At 66.4% G+C, this 18140-nt stretch carries 16 protein-coding genes and 1 other RNA gene; 11 read left to right on the forward strand and 6 right to left on the reverse strand.

Going from position 1 to position 18140, the window contains the following annotated elements; all coding sequences use genetic code 11:
- Nucleotides 1-7 precede the first annotated feature (7 nt).
- The 5 genes from E2E30_RS01905 to E2E30_RS01925 all read right to left on the reverse strand — a co-directional run bounded on the left by E2E30_RS01905 (nt 8) and on the right by E2E30_RS01925 (nt 2798).
- Nucleotides 8-430, reverse strand: a complete 423-nt coding sequence (locus E2E30_RS01905) for a MucR family transcriptional regulator (protein ID WP_133186731.1) — start codon at nt 428-430, stop codon at nt 8-10.
- A 106-nt stretch (nt 431-536) separates the two neighbouring features.
- Complete coding sequence (locus E2E30_RS01910) at nt 537-1010, reverse strand: GNAT family N-acetyltransferase (protein WP_133186733.1); 474 nt, start codon at nt 1008-1010, stop codon at nt 537-539.
- Complete coding sequence (tsaB, locus tag E2E30_RS01915) at nt 1007-1630, reverse strand: tRNA (adenosine(37)-N6)-threonylcarbamoyltransferase complex dimerization subunit type 1 TsaB (RefSeq protein WP_133186735.1); 624 nt, start codon at nt 1628-1630, stop codon at nt 1007-1009. Before tsaB ends, E2E30_RS01910 begins: the two co-directional genes overlap by 4 nt.
- 5 nt (nt 1631-1635) lie before the next feature.
- Nucleotides 1636-2223 (reverse strand): malonic semialdehyde reductase, encoded by a 588-nt coding sequence (locus E2E30_RS01920; RefSeq protein ID WP_133186737.1) that lies wholly within the window; start codon nt 2221-2223, stop codon nt 1636-1638.
- Nucleotides 2224-2225: 2 nt separating this feature from the next.
- Nucleotides 2226-2798 (reverse strand): NifU family protein, encoded by a 573-nt coding sequence (locus E2E30_RS01925; RefSeq protein WP_133186739.1) that lies wholly within the window; start codon nt 2796-2798, stop codon nt 2226-2228.
- Between the two features lie 96 nt (nt 2799-2894).
- Between E2E30_RS01925 and E2E30_RS01930 the strand changes: the two genes are divergently transcribed.
- The gene (locus tag E2E30_RS01930) at nt 2895-5801 is read left to right on the forward strand and encodes a M16 family metallopeptidase (protein ID WP_165954568.1); all 2907 of its coding nucleotides are present in this window, start codon (nt 2895-2897) and stop codon (nt 5799-5801) included.
- Nucleotides 5802-6059: 258 nt separating this feature from the next.
- On the opposite strand, the gene E2E30_RS01935 is transcribed toward E2E30_RS01930, so the two are convergent.
- Nucleotides 6060-6716, reverse strand: a complete 657-nt coding sequence (locus E2E30_RS01935; protein ID WP_133186743.1) for an alpha/beta hydrolase — start codon at nt 6714-6716, stop codon at nt 6060-6062.
- A 42-nt stretch (nt 6717-6758) separates the two neighbouring features.
- Between E2E30_RS01935 and E2E30_RS01940 the strand changes: the two genes are divergently transcribed.
- From E2E30_RS01940 to E2E30_RS01985, 10 genes are all read left to right on the forward strand, one after another.
- Nucleotides 6759-7916, forward strand: a complete 1158-nt coding sequence (locus tag E2E30_RS01940; RefSeq protein ID WP_133186745.1) for a cysteine desulfurase family protein — start codon at nt 6759-6761, stop codon at nt 7914-7916.
- Entirely contained in the window at nt 7913-9016 is a 1104-nt protein-coding gene (locus tag E2E30_RS01945) for a cysteine desulfurase family protein (protein WP_133191880.1), read from the forward strand. The genes E2E30_RS01940 and E2E30_RS01945 overlap by 4 nt, the downstream gene beginning before the upstream one ends.
- Nucleotides 9013-9345: a 2Fe-2S iron-sulfur cluster-binding protein gene (locus E2E30_RS01950; protein WP_133186747.1), complete on the forward strand. Its 333-nt coding sequence runs from the start codon at nt 9013-9015 to the stop codon at nt 9343-9345. Before E2E30_RS01945 ends, E2E30_RS01950 begins: the two co-directional genes overlap by 4 nt.
- Nucleotides 9346-9389: 44 nt before the next feature.
- On the forward strand, nt 9390-9605 hold the full coding sequence (locus tag E2E30_RS01955) for a hypothetical protein (RefSeq protein WP_133186749.1): 216 nt from the start codon (nt 9390-9392) through the stop codon (nt 9603-9605).
- 66 nt (nt 9606-9671) lie between these two features.
- An RNA gene (ffs, locus tag E2E30_RS01960) (signal recognition particle sRNA small type) lies at nt 9672-9769 on the forward strand.
- Between the two features lie 267 nt (nt 9770-10036).
- Nucleotides 10037-11563 (forward strand): ABC1 kinase family protein, encoded by a 1527-nt coding sequence (locus tag E2E30_RS01965; RefSeq protein ID WP_133186751.1) that lies wholly within the window; start codon nt 10037-10039, stop codon nt 11561-11563.
- Between the two features lie 79 nt (nt 11564-11642).
- A complete protein-coding gene (locus E2E30_RS01970) occupies nt 11643-13295 on the forward strand; it encodes a DNA polymerase III subunit gamma/tau (protein ID WP_133186753.1) in 1653 nt (550 codons plus the stop codon).
- On the forward strand, nt 13292-13615 hold the full coding sequence (locus E2E30_RS01975) for a YbaB/EbfC family nucleoid-associated protein (RefSeq protein ID WP_133186755.1): 324 nt from the start codon (nt 13292-13294) through the stop codon (nt 13613-13615). The genes E2E30_RS01970 and E2E30_RS01975 overlap by 4 nt, the downstream gene beginning before the upstream one ends.
- A 278-nt stretch (nt 13616-13893) precedes the next feature.
- Nucleotides 13894-17043, forward strand: a complete 3150-nt coding sequence (locus E2E30_RS01980; RefSeq protein ID WP_133186757.1) for a TonB-dependent receptor domain-containing protein — start codon at nt 13894-13896, stop codon at nt 17041-17043.
- 89 nt (nt 17044-17132) lie between these two features.
- Nucleotides 17133-18056: a 2OG-Fe(II) oxygenase gene (locus tag E2E30_RS01985; protein WP_165954430.1), complete on the forward strand. Its 924-nt coding sequence runs from the start codon at nt 17133-17135 to the stop codon at nt 18054-18056.
- Nucleotides 18057-18140: the final 84 nt, after the last annotated feature.

The following is an 18140-nucleotide window of genomic DNA, read 5'->3' on the forward strand; positions in this document are numbered from 1 at the left end:
CAGGGGCTTAGCGTGCAGCGACCTTGCGGCGCTTGGTGCCGAGGCCAATCTTCTTGGCGAGCGTGCGACGCTGCTCGGCATAGTTCGGCGCGACCATCGGGTAATCGGCGGGGAGATTCCACTTCGCGCGATATTGCTCGGGGGTCATCTGATAATGCGTCATCAGATGGCGCTTGAGCATCTTCAGCTTCTTGCCGTCTTCGAGGCACACGATGAAGTCGGGCTTGATCGAAGAGCGCACCGAAACTGCGGGCTCTTGCTTGATGGTTTCAACGGGCGCCGGGCCACCAAGGCTGGTCAAAGCACCATGAACGTTTGCGATGAGCACCGGAAGATCCGAAACCGCAACGCTATTGTTGCTGACATGCGCAGCAACGATGTCCGCGGTCAACGTAATCAGGGTCTCCTGCAGTTCGTCCATCACGTCCATAATAATCCTTTCACGATCAACTCGGCAGGCGTCTCAGCCCGCCTGACGGGGCCTATCGCCGCTCCGCTCTCCCTGTGCAAGCAGTAATGAATATGTGACAAAAGGTTTAAGGTATTAAGCGGCGATACGTTAGAGCGTCATAAGTCTGTCCGTTGTGTCCGCGATAGTAATCGCGGCGTCGACCGGCCATGATAAAGCCCTCGGAACTATACAATTTAATGGCGTCATTATCGCTGCGGACTTCGAGATGAATGCTGGTCGCGCCTTGCAATCCGGCATCGCCGATAACGGTACGCAAAAGAGCGCCAGCGACACCGCGGCGACGCAGATGCGGTGTAGTTGCGAGCAACAACAGTTCTGCTTCGTCGAGCACGCGACGCGACAAGGCGAAACCGGCGGATTCACCGGCAACTTCGGCAAGTGTCAGCCACACGCCTGGCATTGCGAGCAGGCCGAGCACTTGATTGTGGGTCCACGCCTCGCCGAAGCGCGGATCGAACGCCGCCTGCATCACGCGATCGACACTCGCCAGATCGGCGACGGCGCCGGTCCGCAAGGCGATGCCGATCATCGTGCTCATACTACGGGCACGAGCGGCTTCGCGTCGGGCGCGCGGCCGTAGATCGGCTTGGGCTCGAGTGTCGCCCAGTGCGGCGGCAGCAACACCGCGTCGGCGGCGTCGGGCAAGCGCGGATCGGCGACGATCGTCGGGTCGAGCGTGCTCAGGTAGCGGACGCCGCTGCCGATCGCGGTACGCCCTGCCAGCGCGGCGAGCGCCGCTTCGGGCCGCAGCGACGTAAAGGGACCGGTGTCCCGATCTGGCGGGGCAAAACCTTGCATGAAGACTTCGCCATGCCCGCCTTCGAGAATGATCGCAAGATCACCACTGGCGCCGCTGCCGAACGCCGTCGCGGCGAGCAGATTGAGCGAGGAATATCCGGTGAGCCTTGCGCCCCAGCCGAGCGCGAGACCGCGCGCGGCGGCAATCCCGACGCGGATGCCGGTAAAGCTGCCCGGTCCGCAATCGACCAGGATCGCGTCGGCACGGCCACCGCCGGGCAAGTCGGCAATCATCGGAATCAGCCGCTCGGCGTGGCCGCGCCCGACGACTTCATGCGTCTGGGCGAGGACCGTGCCATTCTCGATCAGCGCCACCGAGCACGCAGCGGTGGCGGTTTCGATTACGAGCGTGCGCGACAAGGGCGTCAGGCGAGCGTGTTGAATTTTTCGAACGCCGGGCGGGGGAGGCGCCCGTAGACCGTCGACGGATCGCCATGCCCGAGCGTTGCGATGAAATTGGTGGTCACGTTCGGCGTGTCGGCGAAGAACGCGGCATCGACCGCCTTGCCGTCAAACCCCGACATCGGCCCGGTATCGAAACCGAGCGCACGCGCCGCGATCAGGAAATACGCGCCTTGGAGCGTCGAATTGCGGAAGGCCGACTCGGCCCGGACCTCTTCCTTTGCAAACCACGGCCGCGCATCGACGTGCGGGAAGAGTTCGGGGAGGTAATGGTGGAAATCGCGGTCCATCGCGATGATCACCGTGACGGGCGCCTTGCGCACCTTGTCGGCATTCGAATCCGAGCAGCAGACCGCGAGCTTTTCCTTCGCGGCGTCGCTGGCGCACCAGACGAAGCGCGCGGGAAGCTGATTGGTCGCGGTCGGGCCCCATTTCATCAAGTCCCAGATCGCGTGCAGATCTTCGGTGCTGACCGGCTGATCGGTATAGCCGTTATAGCTGCGCGCGGTGCGGAAGATCTGGTCGAGCGCTGCGTCGTCGATGATGGCCATGCTCAGACTGCTCGCACTTCGGTGACTTCGGGGACGTAATATTTGAGCAATTGCTCGATACCGTTCTTGAGTGTCGCGCTCGACGACGGGCAGCCGGCGCACGCGCCCTGCATCGCGAGGAACACCTTGCCCTTGTCGAAGCCGCGATAGACGATGTCGCCGCCGTCATTGGCGACCGCCGGACGGATGCGCGTCTCGATCAGATCCTTGATCTGCGCGACGATGTCGGCGTCGGCGGGATCGTCGTTGAAGCTATCCTCGGCGGGGACTGCGATGCCACCGGCATTACCGGGTTTGAACAGCGGCATGTTGGCGCTGAAATGATCGAGCAGCATGCCGAGCACATCGGGCTTGAGCGCCGACCAATCGACCCCGGCGGCGGCGGTGACCGAGACGAAATCGCGCCCGAAGAACACGCCCGTGACGTCACCCAGGCCGAACAGCGCGTCGGCGAGCGGCGACGCCCCGGCGTCCTCGGGCGTGACGAAATCGCGGGTGCCCGCTTCCATCACGACACGGTTGGGGAGGAATTTGAGCGTCGCCGGGTTGGGCGTCGTTTCGGTTTCGATCAACATGCCTGCCATGTGGCGCGCAGGGACGGCGGGTGCAAGGGTGGATATGGAAACGCTGGGGTGCTGGCGGTCGCCGCATTCCGCCGCTATCTACGCCAGATGATCTCGCCCTCGCGTATGACGCGCTTCGCCTTCGCTTCCGTCCTGGTCCTGGCTGCCGTGCCGCAGGTCGTCGCCCAGACCGCTCCCGCGCAGCCCGCACTGCGCGCCGCCAACACGCCGGTCGATCCGCAGAGCGCGATCGCGAGCCGCGAGGCGTGGCTCTACAAAGGCAGCGACATTACCCCCGATCCGGCGTGGCATTTCGGTACGCTGAAAAATGGCCTGCGCTATGCGGTGCGCAAGAACGGCGTCCCGCCAGGCCAGATTTCGATGCGCGTGCGGATCGACGCGGGTTCACTCTACGAGACCGACCCCGAGCGCGGCTTTGCGCATCTCATCGAGCATCTCTCGTTCCGCGGCTCGCAGTACGTCCCTGACGGCGAAGCCAAGCGCATCTGGCAGCGGATGGGCACGACCTTCGGCTCGGACACCAACGCACAGACCACGCCGACGCAGACCGTCTACAAGCTCGATTTGCCGAGCGCGACCGAGGCGGGGATCGACGAGAGTCTCAAGATCCTGTCGGGCATGGTCTCCAACCCCAACATCACCGCGACCGCGCTGGGGGCCGAGCGGCCCGCGGTGCTGGCCGAACAGCGCGAGCAGCCGGGCCCGCAAGTGCGCGTGATCAATGCGCTCAACGAGACGTTCTTCGCCGGTCAGCCGCTCGCCGATCGTTCGCCGATCGGCCACGTCAAGGAGCTGGAGGCGGCGACCGCCGACACCGTTCGCGCGTTCCATGATCGCTGGTATCGGCCCGAGCGGACGCTCGTCGTGATCGCGGGCGATTTCGATCCCGCCAAACTCGAGACGATGGTCGCGAAGAATTTCGGCGGTTGGAAGGGCATCGGTCCCAATCCCGCCGACCCCGATTTCGGCAAGCCCGACCCCAAGCAGACCACCACCAAGGCGGTGGTCGAGCCCGGCATTCCGACGCGGATCGAAATGGCGATCGTGCGGCCGTGGCAGTACAATGACGATACGATCGTCTTCAACCAGAAGCGGCTCGCCGATTTCATCGCGCTCGCGGTGATCAACCGCCGGCTCGAGACGCGCGCGCGCTCCGGCGGCAGTTATATTGCCGCCGCAGTGCGGCTCGACGATCCGTCGCGCTCGGCCAACGGCACCTTCGTGACGATCTTGCCGGTCGGCTCTGCCTGGGATCCTGCGTTGAAGGATGTTCGCGCGGTGATCGCCGATGCACAGGCCTCGCCGCCGACCAAGGCCGAGATCGAGCGCGAGCTCGCCGAGCAGCGCGTGTCGTTCAAGACGCAAGTCGACACCTATCGCGCCGAGGCCGGTAGCAAGGAAGCCGACGACATGGTCCAGGCGCTCGACATTCGCGAGACGACGACCTCGCCCGCGGTGATCCAGGGCGTGTTCGAGGATGCGGTCAAGAAGGGCTTCTTCGCCCCCGACAAGATCCTCGCTGCGACCAAGCGCCTGTTCCAGGGCACCGCGACGCGCGCTTTGATCTCGACGCCGACCGCCGAGCCGGGGCTCGAGACGACGCTTGCCAACGCGCTCAAGGTCGATGTGAAGGGGCTCGCGGGGAAGCGCACGCGGCAGGGCAATGTGACCTTCGCCAGCCTGCCCAAGCTCGGCGCGCCGGCAACGATCGTCTCGAACACGCCGATCAAGGAGTTCGAGATGCAGGAGTACAACCTGTCGAATGGTGTGCGCGTGCTGGTCTATCCGACGACGTCGGAGGACAGCCGCGTCTATGTCCGCGTGCGCTTCGGCGGCGGCTACAACGCGCTGCCGTCGAACAAGGAGACGCCAGCCTGGGCAGCCGATCTCGCGCTCACCGCGGGTGGCATCGGCAAGCTCAACCAGGGCGATCTCGATGCGCTCACCTCGGGTCGTCGGATCGGGCTCGATTTCGGGATCGACGAGGACGCCTTCCTCTACAATGCGCTGACTTCGCCCGCCGATCTCGACGACCAGTTGAAGCTGATCGCCGCCGCCATGTCGGCACCGGCGTGGGATCCGGCGCCGGTGCTGCGCGCGCGCGCGGTCGCGGTGTCGTCCTATGCCGGCGCGAACGCGTCGCCGACCGGCGTGCTGTCGCGCGATCTCGATCGCTTGCTGCGCGATGGCGATCCGCGCTGGGGCACGCCGAGCCTTGCCGCGATCAACGCGACGACGCCTGCCGCCTTCCGCGCCTTATGGGAGCCGCTGCTCAAGACCGGGCCGGTCGAGGTGATGGTGTTCGGCGATATCAAGGCCGACGTTGCGATCGCGGCGGTGCAGAAGACGCTCGGCGCGCTCCCGCCGCGCACCGCGGCGACCGAGCAGACCCCGCCACCGCATTTCCCGGCGCACAACACCACGCCCGTCACGCGCACGCATGACGGCCCGGCGAACCAGGCGGCGGCGGTGATCGCGTGGCCGACCGGGGGCGGCGTCGCGGGCCTATCCGAAGCGCGGCGGCTCGAAGTGCTCGCGGCGATCTTCAGCGACCGGCTGTTCGACCGGCTGCGCTCGCAGGCGGGGGCGAGCTACAGCCCCAACGTATCGAGCGATTGGCCGACCGGTTTCGCGACTGGCGGCAAGATGGCCGCGATCGGCCAGGTCGCGCCCGAGAACATCCCGCTGTTCTTCAAGCTCTCGCGCGAGATTGCGGCGGAGCTGGTGTCGACGCCGATCGACGCCGACGAACTCAAGCGGACGATCGGGCCGATGCAGCAGTCGATCCAGCGCCAGTCGACCGGCAACCAGTTCTGGATGAACCAGCTCGACGGCGCGACCTATGATCCGACGCGGATCAATGCGCTGATGCATCTCTATTCGGATATTTCGAACATCACCGCGGCGCAGCTGCAGGAGACCGCGGCGAAGTATTTGCGGCCCGATCGCGACTGGACGCTGCAGGTGGTGCCGGCGGGCGAGGGGAAGAAGTAAGTCCTCACGTCACCCCGGCCTTGTGCCGGGGGCCACCGTTCTGCGCGTGCAGCGTCTGCAGCGCGTGTAGAGTGGTGGACCCCGGGACGAGCCCGGGGTGACGGGTTTGGACTGCGGGGCCGGGGGGGGTGAGCGGATCGGTACCGCCCCAACGCGTCACCCCGGCCTTGTGCCGGGGTCTACCCCGCCGCGCGTGCTACGACGGCGGCGCGAGGGGCGTGGTGGACCCCGGCACAAGGCCGGGGTGACGTTCGAGGGTCAGCGGATCGGCGAGTTCGGATCGAGCCGCATGTCGAGATACTTGTCCACGCTGCCCATCAGCTGCGGCATTTCGTGTTCGAAGAAATGGTTCGCCTTGGGGATCGTGTCGTGGTGGATCGTGATGTGCTTTTGCGTGCGCAGCTTGTCGACCAGCTTCTGCGTCGCGAGCGGGGGCGAGACTTCGTCATTCTCGGCTTGAATGATGATGCCGCTCGCCGGGCACGGCGCAAGGAAGGTGAAGTCGTACATGTTCGCCGGCGGCGCGACCGAGATGAAGCCGCGGATTTCCGGGCGGCGCATCAGCAGCTGCATGCCGATCCACGCGCCGAAGCTGACGCCCGCGATCCAGGTGGTCTGCGCCTCGGGGTGGAAGCTCTGCACCCAGTCGAGCGCCGACGCCGCGTCGGACAGCTCGCCCACGCCGTTGTCGAACGTGCCCTGGCTCTTGCCGACGCCGCGGAAGTTGAAGCGCAGCGTCGCGAAACCGCGGCGCTGGAAGGTCTTGTAGAGCTCCATCACGATATGGTTGTTCATCGTGCCGCCGGCTTGCGGATGCGGGTGGAGGATCATCGCGACGGGCGCGCGCGGGCGCGGGCCGGGGACGAAACGACCTTCGAGGCGACCATCGGGGCCGGGGAAAATGACTTCTGGCATCGGACCTGCTGACTGTAGAATGTGGGGCGCGGCCCGTAGGATATGGGCGCGGGAGCTTGTGCGCTATATAGCCATGACCCTGCTTTTCGCAATCTTAACGGAGCCGCCCCGCTTTTGACCGACCGCCCCGCTTCCCGCCTCTATCTCGATCACGCGGCGACGACGCCGATGCTGCCGGCCGCGATCGCCGCGGTGGAGGCGGGGATGCACAGCTGGGCGAACCCGTCCTCGCCGCATGCCGAGGGTCGCGCAGCGCGCGCGGCGCTCGAGGCGGCGCGGGCGAAGATCGCCGCGGCCTATGGCTGGGGCGGCGAGACGATCCTGACGAGCGGGGCGAGCGAGGCGCTGGGAGTCGCACTCGGGCGCGCGGTGGCGGCGCGGCGGTTGATCTCGGCGGTCGAGCATGACGCAGTGATTCGTGCTGGCGGCGATGCGGGCGTGGTGCCGGTCGATGGACAAGGGTTGCTCGATTTGACCGCGCTTGCCGCCATGCTCGACGGCGAACGCGCGATCGTTGGGGTGCAGTGGTGCAACAGCGAGACGGGAGTGCGGCAGCCGATCGCCGAGATCGCCGCGATCGTCCATGCCGCGGGATCGCTGCTGCTGGTCGATGGCGCCCAGATGCCGGAGAGCGCTGCCGGCGACGTCGTCGAGCATGCCGATTTCCTGGCGATCTCGGCGCACAAGCGCGGTGGCCCGCCGGGGATCGGCGCGCTGCTGGTGCGCGATATCGCGACGCTCAGCCCGACCGGCGGGCAGGAACGCGGCTATCGCGGCGGGACCGAGAATGTGCCTGCCGCGCTCGGTTTCGCTGCGGCTGTGGCTGAGGCGGAAGATGTCGCCGAGATGCGCTCGCTGCGCGCGAAGCTCGATGACGCGATCGCACGCTCGGGCGGCCAGCTCGTCGCAGCCGACGCGCCGCGGCATCCGGCGATCAGCGCGTATCGCATGCCGGGGATGGCAGCGGCGACGCAGTTGATTCGCTTCGACATGGCGGGAATCGCGGTGTCGGCGGGGAGCGCGTGTTCTTCGGGGAGCATGAAGCCGAGCCATGTGCTCGGCGCGATGGGGTGGAGCGTCGAGGCGTCGCGCGAGGTGGTGCGCGTCAGCTTCGGGCGCACGACGACCGAGGCCGATGTCGATCGCTTCATAGCCGAGTGGCGCAGCGTCGCGCGCTCGGCGCGGGCGTTTGCGGCGTGATCTATCTCGATTACCAGGCGACCACGCCGCTCGCGCCCGAGGCGTTCGAGGCGATGCTGCCGTGGCTGCGCGACCAGCACGCCAACCCGCATTCGGCGCATGCCGCAGGGCGCAAGGCCAAGGCGGTGGTCGAGGTCGCGCGGTCGCGGATCGCCGAACATTTTGGCGATGACGGCGATATCGCCTTCACCAGCGGCGCGACCGAGGCGCTCAACTGGGCGATCAAGGGCACGAAAGGGCCGATCGTGACGCTCGCAACCGAGCATGCCGCCGTGCTCGACACGGTCGAAGCCGAGCGCGCGCGCGGCCGCACGGTGACCATCCTTCCGGTAGGCACGGACGGGCTCGTTGATCTGGGCGTTGCGGAGGCGGCGATCGGGCCGGGGACGGGGCTCGTTGCGGCAATGCTGGTCAATAACGAGATCGGCGTGGTCCAGCCGATCGCCGAACTGGCCGAGCTCGCGCATCGCGCCGGTGCGTTGATGCTGTGCGACGCGGTGCAGGGGTTCGGACGTGTCTCGATTCCGTCGAGTTGCGATCTCGTCGCGCTGTCGGCGCACAAGGTCTATGCGCCCAAGGGCATCGGGGCGCTGTGGATCCGCAAGGGTGTGGGGCTCGCGCCGTTGCTGCATGGCGGCGCGCAGGAAGCTGCGGGACGATCGGGCACGCTGTCGCCTGCGCTGTGTGCGGGGTTCGGCGAAGCGGCGCGGCTGCTGCAGACGGAGGAATATCCCGACGCGCTCAAGGTCGACTGCCTGTGGACGCTCGCCACCGAACGCCTCGGCCCCGAGTGGCATATCAACGGGTCGACCGAGCAGCGCTACCACGGCAACCTCAACATCCGCCGCGATGGGCTCGACGTCGCGCGGCTGATGTCCGACCTCCGCGATATCGCCTTTTCGGCGGGGTCGGCGTGTGCGAGTGGCTCTGGCCGATCGAGCCATGTGCTGCGCGCGATCGGGCTCTCCGAAGCGCAGGCGCGCTCCAGCATCCGGCTGGGCTTTGGTCGCTACACGACCGAGGCGGAGCTGGCAGAGGCGATCGACCGGATCGTGGCAGCCGCCGATGCGCAACGGATCGCGGGAGGAATTGCGGCATGACGCTGGTACGCTTCATCGGAATCGACGGGACACTGCGCGAGGTCGATGCCGCGCCCGGCGCGCGGCTGCTCGAGGTCGCGCAGGCCGATGGCCAGCCGCTCGAGGGCACGTGCGAGGGGCAGATGGCCTGCTCGACCTGCCACGTCATCGTCGCGGCCGAGGATTTCGCCAAGCTCCCGCCGCCGAGCGAGGATGAAGAGGATATGCTCGACCTCGCGGCCGGTGCAACGCGGACCAGCCGGCTCGCGTGCCAGATCCTGCTCACGTCTGATCTCGATCAATTAACTGTCAGGATTCCCGGCGAAGTTCGGAACATGCAAGGCCGTTGATCATTACGCTCGCGTACCCCTTGGTACGCACTGGGAGAGATTTGATGAAGCTTGCAGCCCTTGTTTCCGCTGGCCTGATCGCCGCCGCTGCCCTCGTTCCCGCCGCCGCCAGCGCGCAGCAGAACCGCCACGACCGCGTCGTGACGCGGACCGTTCATACCGAGCGCCACAATGGCTATCGCAACCACACGCGCCGCGTCTGCAAGGTGACGTATCGCCATCACAAGCGCATCCGCACGTGCCGCACGGTCCGCTACTGAGACCGGCTAGGCAAGCCCCGCTGATAAAGCGGGCTTGATCCCGCCGCCCGACCCCGCCATATGCGCCGCGGGAGTCGGGCGGACGTAGTCGTCGCCAACCTGGTCAGATCCGGAAGGAAGCAGCCACAACGATTTCGCTGCGGGTCGTTCCGGCTCCCACCGCGCAGGCGCCACGCTGCACCGCAGTTGTAGCTCGAGGTCGCAGCAAGCGCGGCCGGCGGCGCCTCCAGCGCCGTCCGACGACACGGCTTAGCCGGGTCGCCGCTCAACCGCCCGACCGCAGCAAAGCCTGGAACCGACCCTCCCGCCGCTGCGGCGCGCACACGTCGGTCGACCGATCGCGCCGCATCACGGTTTCAACGCGCTACGCCCGGCGCAACCTTCGCCGCGGCGGCATCGTTTCGACCATGAAGCAATCGCGAGTTTTCCGCATGACCGGCCTTATCTCCACGATTCTCGTCGCCGGGCGCGACCGTCAGCGGCTGAGCGAGATCGTCCAGGTGGCGTCGCGGTTCGGGCTCGGGGTATTGCTCGCACAGCTCGGGCTCGCGCGCGCGCCGGTCGATGCGGCGCTGCCCGACGAGCCCAACACGCTGCCGCGCAGGACGCGGCTCGCGCTCGAGGAACTTGGCCCGACCTTCGTCAAGCTTGGTCAGATCCTCGCGACTCGCGGCGATTTGCTGACGCCCGAATGGATCGCCGAACTCGAGCTGCTCCATTCGCGCGCGCCGACGCTGCCGTTCGAGACGCTGCGCCCGGCGGTCGATGCGGCGCTCGGCCAATCGCCCGAAACCGCGTTCGCGACCTTCGATCCCGCGCCGCTCGCCGCGGCGTCGATGGCGCAAGTGCACCGCGCGACGCTCACCGATGGCAGCGCGGTCGTGCTCAAGATCCGGCGCCCAGACATCCGCCCGCGGATGGAGGCGGATCTCCGCCTGATCGCGCACCTCGCCGCGCTGGCCGAGACGGGCAGTGCGGAGGCGCGGCGTTTCCGGCCGTCGGAGATGATCCGGCAATTGGCCGAGGCGGTGCTCGAGGAACTCGATTTCACTGCGGAGGGGCGCAACGCCGACCGACTGCGCGCCGATTTCGCCGACGATGCGCGGATCGTCATTCCGCAGATCCACTGGGAATGGACGTCGGAGACGCTGTTGGTGATGGACTATGTCGCGGGGGTGCCGCCGCGCGACGGCGCGACGCTGCGTGCCGCCGGGATCGATCCGAGCGCGATCGCCGCACTCGGGGCCGATCTCGTGCTCGACATGGTGCTCGTCAACGGGCGCTTCCACGGCGATCCGCATCCAGGCAATCTGCTGTGCCTGCCGGGCAATCGCATCGCGTTGCTCGATCTCGGGATGATCGGCCATGTCTCGCCGCGGCGGCGCGAGGAATTCATCGGTTTCGTCCAGGCGCTGTCGCGGTCCGATCCGGCGCAGCTGGCCGATGTACTGGCGGTATGGTCGGCGGGGAGCGGTGTGCCGCGCGAGCGCGTGCAGGCGGCGGCGGAGCGGCTGATCGTCCGTCACGGCGGCGGTCGCGTCCTGCTGGCGCCGATCGTCGGCGATCTGCTGCCGCTGATGCGCGACGAAGGCATGACGATGCCGCCCGATCTGTTGCTGATCTTCAAGGCGCTGGTGACGATCGACGGCGTGTTGCAAGCGATCGAGCCCGATTTCGATCTCTCGGCGGCGATGGAGCGCGCGACCCTGCGAATCGTCAAGGCACGGCTGTCGTCGGAGCATTGGGCGCCGGTCGTGCAAGCGCTTGCGTGGGAGGTGATCAAGCTCGGCGACGATGCGCCGCGGCTCGTCCGCGCGGCGGTCCGCCGGCTCGAGGCGGACCCCGCCGGACCGGTGCAGAGCGACCCGGCGGCGGCAATCCTGACGGTGGGGCGCTGGATCGCGGCTGCGGTGCTCATCGCAGCGGGGATCATTGCGGCGGCGCAGTTCCTCGCCTGAGCGGAGCCGGGCGCGCTAATCGCCGCGTCGCGCACCAACCCTTCGACACGGCGCGCCCGCCGCGCTAGACCGCCCGGCGATGTCCGACTCCTTCGATCTCGACCTTCCCGTCACCGCCTCGAAGGACGCGTACCGCGTCCTCGCGCGCAAATATCGACCGCAGACCTTTGGCGAGCTGATCGGCCAGGATGCGATGGTCACCACGCTCGGCAATGCGATCCGGCGCGGGCGGCTCGCGCATGCCTTCCTGCTGACCGGCGTGCGCGGCGTCGGCAAGACCTCGACCGCGCGGTTGCTGGCGAAGGCGCTCAATTGCATCGGGCCCGACGGCACCGGCGGCCCGACGATCGACCCGTGCGGCGTGTGCGAGCCGTGCGTCGGGATCGCCGAGGGGCGCCACATCGACGTGATCGAGATGGACGCCGCGAGCCATACCGGCGTCGACGACATGCGCGCGGTGATCGATGCCTCGCGGATGACGGCGTTCGTCGCGCGCTACAAGATCTACATCATCGACGAAGTCCACATGCTGTCGAAGAACGCGTTCAACGCGTTGCTCAAGACGCTCGAGGAGCCGGCCGAGGGCGTGAAGTTCGTGCTCGCGACGACCGAGGTCAACAAGGTGCCGGTGACGGTGCTGTCGCGCTGCCAGCGCTTCGATCTGCGGCGCATCCCGGCCGAGAAGCTCGCCGAGCATTTCGCGCGCGTGTCGAAGGCCGAAGGCGTCGAGGCCGAACCCGAAGCTTTGGGGCTGATCGCGCGGGCGGCGGAAGGCTCGGCGCGCGACGGGCTGTCGATCCTCGACCAGGCGATCGCGCATGCCGATATGGACGGCGGCGCGGTGAGTGCGGCGGCGGTGCGCGACATGCTCGGCCTGTCCGATCGCGGTGCGATCCGTGACTTGATGGCGTTGCTGATCGCGAGCGACGGCGTTGGCGCGCTTGCCGCGCTTCGCCGGCAATACGATCTCGGCGTCGATCCGCTCGGCGTACTGCGCGGGCTCCTCGAAACGGTCCATGCGACGACGCTGGTGAAGCTCGGCGCGACGCAGGAAGCGGGGCAGGCGACCGAAGAGCGCGAGGCGCTGGTCGGCTGGGCCGAGACGCTGTCGTTCGCGGTGCTCCACCGGCTGTGGCAGTTGCTGCTCAAGGGCCATGACGAAGTCGCCCGCGCGGCGATGCCGATCGAGGCGTGCGAGATGGCGTTGTTGCGGCTGGTCCACGCCTCGAGCCTGCCCGATCCGGGCGAGCTCGCGCGGATGATCGCGGCGGGCGCGCCGATGATAGCGGCGCCGGTCGCGCAAGCCGCCGCGGCACCGGCGCAGGCGCCCGCCGCCGAGGCGGTCTTGCCGAGCACGGTCGAGGGGATCGTCGCGCTGCTCGAGGATGCCGGCGAACTCGCGCTGTCGTCGCGGATCGTGCATCATGCGAGCGTGATCAGCATCGTCGAGGCCGAGCTCGTGCTGAGCAACGCGCGACCGCTGCCGGCCGATCTGGTCGGTGATCTCGGTGCCGCGCTCAAAGCGCTCACGCGCCGCGCGTGGAAGATCACGACGTCGCCCAAACCCGGCCGGCCGACATTGCGCGAGGCCGAAGCAGCCCAATATGAGAGTTTCAAGGCCAGCATCTTGGCAAGCCCGATGATCGAAGCGGCGTTTGCCGCTTTCCCGGGCGCCGAGCTGCCCGAGACCGAGATCAAGAGCTTGCTCGAAAAAAGGAGACATACCGCATGAAGAGCATCGAAGATATCATGGCGATGGCGCAGAACGTCCAGGCCGAGCTGACCAAGGCGCAGGACGGGCTCGACAAGATCGAGGTCGAAGGGGCAGCCGGCGGCGGGCTCGTCAAGGTGCGGGCGTCGGCCAAGGGGCGGATCATCGGGATCGAGATCGACCCGTCGCTGCTCCAGCCGAGCGAGAAGCAGATGGTCGAGGATCTGGTGATCGCGGCGTTCAACGACGCGAAGGTCAAGGCCGATGCGGCGTCGGGTGCGGAAATGGCGAAGATGACGAGCGGCATTCCGTTGCCGCCGGGCTTCAAGCTCCCGTTCTGAACGGCCCGTACGCCACAGGCCTTCGCGCGTTTTTGGGAGGCGGGTGATGTTCCCGCAACGGTCCGCTCGAAGCGCCATCGCTTGAGTCGGACAGGGCGCTGCCGCCACGGTATGAAGGGTTCGTTTCCGAAAGGGCCGGATCGGAATATTTGTGGCGGCGCCGACACATAACGTCAACAATCATGTGCATTCGACGTCAAAGCGCTTTTCAACCTTTCAACTGACATTCATCATCCTGGCAACCGGCTGAGAGAAGCCGAGCTTAACAGGGATATGAAATGCTTGTAGGAACACCTCGTGGGCGGGCTTTGCTCGCCCTGTCCGCGTCGCTCTTTGCGATCGTGACGGCAAGTTCAGCGGTCGCACAGGACACCGCGCCAACGCCCGGCAGCGTCCCGCCGACCACCCAGCCAGCCACTGCCGACGACACGACCGGCGAGATCGTCGTCACCGGATCGCGCATCCGCAATCCGAACGGCGCGTCCGCGGTTCCGATCAACTCGATCAGCGCTGCCGAATTGCTGCAGACCGGCACGACCAACATCGGTGAAGTGCTCAACAAGCTGCCCGGCACTGCCAACACGTTCAGCCAGGCAAACTCGACTCGTTTCCTCGGCACCGCCGGCCTCAACCTGATCGATCTCTACGGCCTGGGTACGCAGCGCACGCTGGTCCTCGTCAACGGCCGCCGTCACGTCGCTTCGGACGTGCTCAACAACGCGGTTTCGACCGACATCAACACCATCCCGAGCGACCTGATCGAGCGTGTCGACATCGTCACCGGCGGCAGCTCGGCAATCTATGGTTCGGACGCGATCGCTGGCGTCGTGAACTTCGTCCTCAAGGATCATTTCGAAGGTCTGCAGGTTCGCGGCCAGGGTAACATCACCCCGCACGGCGATGCCGGATCCTATTATGGCAGCCTGCTCGCCGGCAAGAATTTCGCCGACGGCCGCGGCAACATCGCGATCGATCTCGAATATGCGCGGCAGAACAGCCTCTACGCTTCGGACCGTTCGAACTATGCCAGCAGCAACGGCTTCGTGCTGGTGAACTCGGCCGGCGGTGCGAACACGTCCGGGCCTGCCAACAACCAGTTCTTCAACGACCGTCGCACCGGCACGATCTCCGATGGCGGCCTCGTCGCCTTCGGCAGCACGACGGGCGCATGCGGCCGCGATTCGCAGGGCCGTGCGTTCACCTGCAACTATCTGTTCCAGCCGGACGGTTCGCTCGTGCAGCAGACCGGCACGCGCGTCGGTCTCGCGCCGACGGCGGGTTCTCCCTCGGGCAGCTCGTTCATCGGCGGCAACGGCAACACCGGGCGTGAAAACACGCTGGTCCAGCTCTACCCCGAACTCGATCGCTATTCGGCGAACTTGATCGGCCATTTCGAAGTCTCGAAGGCGTTCATCCCGTTCGTCGAAGCGAGCTTCGTGCGCACCAATTCGGTCGGGCAGGGCTCCTCGGGTCCGGCGTTCATCACCGGTTCGACGATCGGCAGTGCGTTCGGCTATTCGGCACCGCTGTCGACCTATGAGCGGCCGAACCTCGACAATCCGTATTTGTCGACTCAGGCGCGCGCGCAGATCATCTCGGCATTGGTTGCCGGTGGCGCCAACCCAGCGAACATCACGGGGGCGACGCGCTTCACGCTGCGCCGCAACCTGACCGATCTCGGCACGCGTACCGAATCGGCGACGCGCGACACGTATCGTATCGTCGGCGGCGTCCGGGGTGATCTCAGCAGCCACCTCAACTACGAGGTTTCGGCGAACTATGGCGAGTTCATCGAGAACACCCGCCTCGAAGGCGTGATGAACACCCAGCGCTTCCTGCTCGCAATGGACGCGCAGCGGAACGCATCGGGCCAGATCGTCTGCGGTTCGCAGATCAGCGCTGCCCGTGCCGGTACCGATCTCAACGGCGATGCCGCCAACCTGGCGCGCGACATCGCGGCGTGCGTTCCGATCAATCCGTTCGGCAACGGCAACATTTCGCAAGCTGCCAAGAGCTACCTGCTCAACTCGATCTCGGCTTCTGGAAAGCTGACGCAGCTCGACATCGTGGGTACTATCGCGGGCGATACGGGTGCCTTCTTCAACTTGCCGGGCGGCCCGATCCGCGGCTCGGTCGGTGGCGAATATCGTCGTGAAACCGCGCGCTATGCGCAGGATGCGGGGGTCGCGAACGGCTATTATTTCTACAATGCGATCCCGGCCTTCACGCCGACGTCGTTCGAGGTGAAGGAAGCGTTCGCCGAGGTTCAGCTGCCGCTGCTCCGCGATCTGCCGTTCGCCAAGGAACTGACCGTCGGTTCGGCTGCACGCGTTTCGAACTATAAGGGTTCGGCGGGCACGACTTGGACGTACAATGCGACCGGGACCTACAAGCCGATCGATCAGATCACGTTCCGTGGATCGTACAACATCGCGGTCCGTGCGCCGAACCTGGCCGAGCTCTACACCCCGCAGGGCCAGAACTTCGCGCCGGGCTTCATCGATCCGTGCGCTGCGGATCACATTGCGGAGGGCTCGGCCAACCGCGCAGCGAACTGTGCCGCTGCAGGGCGTCCGGCGGGCTACAACTATGCGTACAACCAGTCGCTGGTGTACCGCAGCGGTGGCAACCCCGATCTGAAGGCGGAAGAATCGCGCTCGATCACGGCGGGTGTGGTGTTGCAGCCGGTCCGCGACCTCGTCCTGAGCGTCGATTACTACGACATCAAGGTCGACAACGTGATTCAGTCGGTCGATGGGCAGACGATCGTCGATCAGTGTTATGATCTGTCGAACCCGAACAACCAGTTCTGCGGCCAGTTCAAGCGTGCCGGTGCAACGGGTGGTTCGGGCGGCGAAGAGCCGTTCCGCATCATCGAGGGCAGCCTGCTCGCCTCGTCGCTCAACTACGCCAAGCTTCAGGCGCGCGGCATCAACACCGACGTCACCTATCGCCACAAGTTCGGTGACTTCGGCGCCACGGTGCATGTTGTGTGGAGCCATTCGATCCTGAACGACGCGTTCACGGACCCGACCGATCCGACCTATATCACGCGCTACAACACGACCGTCGGCATTCCGAAGGATCGCGTCAACGCCAGCTTCGGCTTCACCTACAACAAGCTCTTCATGAACTATCAGGTGCGTTACATCTCGCCGCAGCTGATCGGCGATTACGAGACGGTGAACACGGTTCAGGGTCGCGCGCCGACCAACCCGAACCAGTATCCGAACAACTACTACCCGGCGGTCGATTATCACGATTTCCGTCTGGGCGTGAACGTGACGCCGAAGTCGACCTTCTATGTCGGCATCGACAACGCCTTCGACCGGCAGCCGCCCTACGGCTCGACCGGCATCGGCGGCGGCACGGCGATCTTCGACAATATCGGTCGCCGCCTGTACGCAGGCGTTACCGCGAACTTCTGATCGACTTCGATCGGAACGACACCTTGGGGTCGCCGCGAAAGCGGCGGCCCTTTTTGTATCGTGAAGCGCGTGTGGCATGGGAGTAGATGATGTCCGGTAATCCACCCCCGCCAGCATGGCTGGTCGCGATCGAGCGTGATGCGAATGCCGGCAGCGGCGCGGCGTTGCTCGAGCTTGCGCGCTTGTACCTGGTGGGCCGCGACGTCCCGCGCGATCTGCCGCGCGCGCGCGGCTATTTCGCGCGAGCCGCCGCTGCGGGCGAGCAGGCTGCGGCAGCGGTGTATCGTGCGTTTGTTGCCAATGGCACGGGCGGGGCGCCGGACTGGCCGGCGGCGGTGCGGTTGCTCGAGGCGGATCGCGTCGATCCCGATGCGGCGGAGCAGCTTTCGCTGATCGCCGCGATGGCGCTCGATGACGCGGGCGCGGGATCGACGCCGCTCGTGGGTGAGCCGCTCAGCGCACAGCCACGGATCCTCCTGTTCCGGCGGTTCCTGAGCAACGCGGAAGCGGACTATCTCGTCGCGCGTGCCACGCCACGCTTTCAGCCTGCACTCGTCGTGCATCCCGTGACGGGCCAGCAGATCCCCGACCCGATTCGGACATCGAACCTGGCTGCGTTTCCGCTCGCGCTCGAACAGCCAGCAATCCACGCGATCAATCGCCGGATTGCGGCCGCGAGCCAGACCGACGTGTGGGCTGGCGAACCGCTGACGGTGCTGCGCTATCGGCCGGGGCAGCAATATCGCGCGCATCTCGACACCTTGCCTCGCGTCGACAATCAGCGCCTCGCGACGATGCTCGTCTATCTCAACGACGGCTATGGTGGTGGCGAAACCCACTTTCCGAAAATCGGCCTCAAAGTCCGGGCGCAAAAGGGGGATGCCTTGCTCTTTTACAATGTGCGCGATGGCGGGCAGCCCGATCCGCTCACCTTGCATGAAGGCATGGTCGTCTCGGCCGGAGAAAAGCTGGTCGCATCGCGCTGGATCCGGCAGTCTCGTCTGATGCTGTGATATCACCATAGCGTGACGCGCGATCGCCGCTGGCGCTTTTGGCGCGGGCGAGGACGAAGCCGGTTGTTCGACCATGCGCTTTGG

The sequence above is a fragment of the Sphingomonas sp. AAP5 genome, assembly GCF_004354345.1.
GTDB classification, from domain to species: domain Bacteria; phylum Pseudomonadota; class Alphaproteobacteria; order Sphingomonadales; family Sphingomonadaceae; genus Sphingomonas; species Sphingomonas glacialis.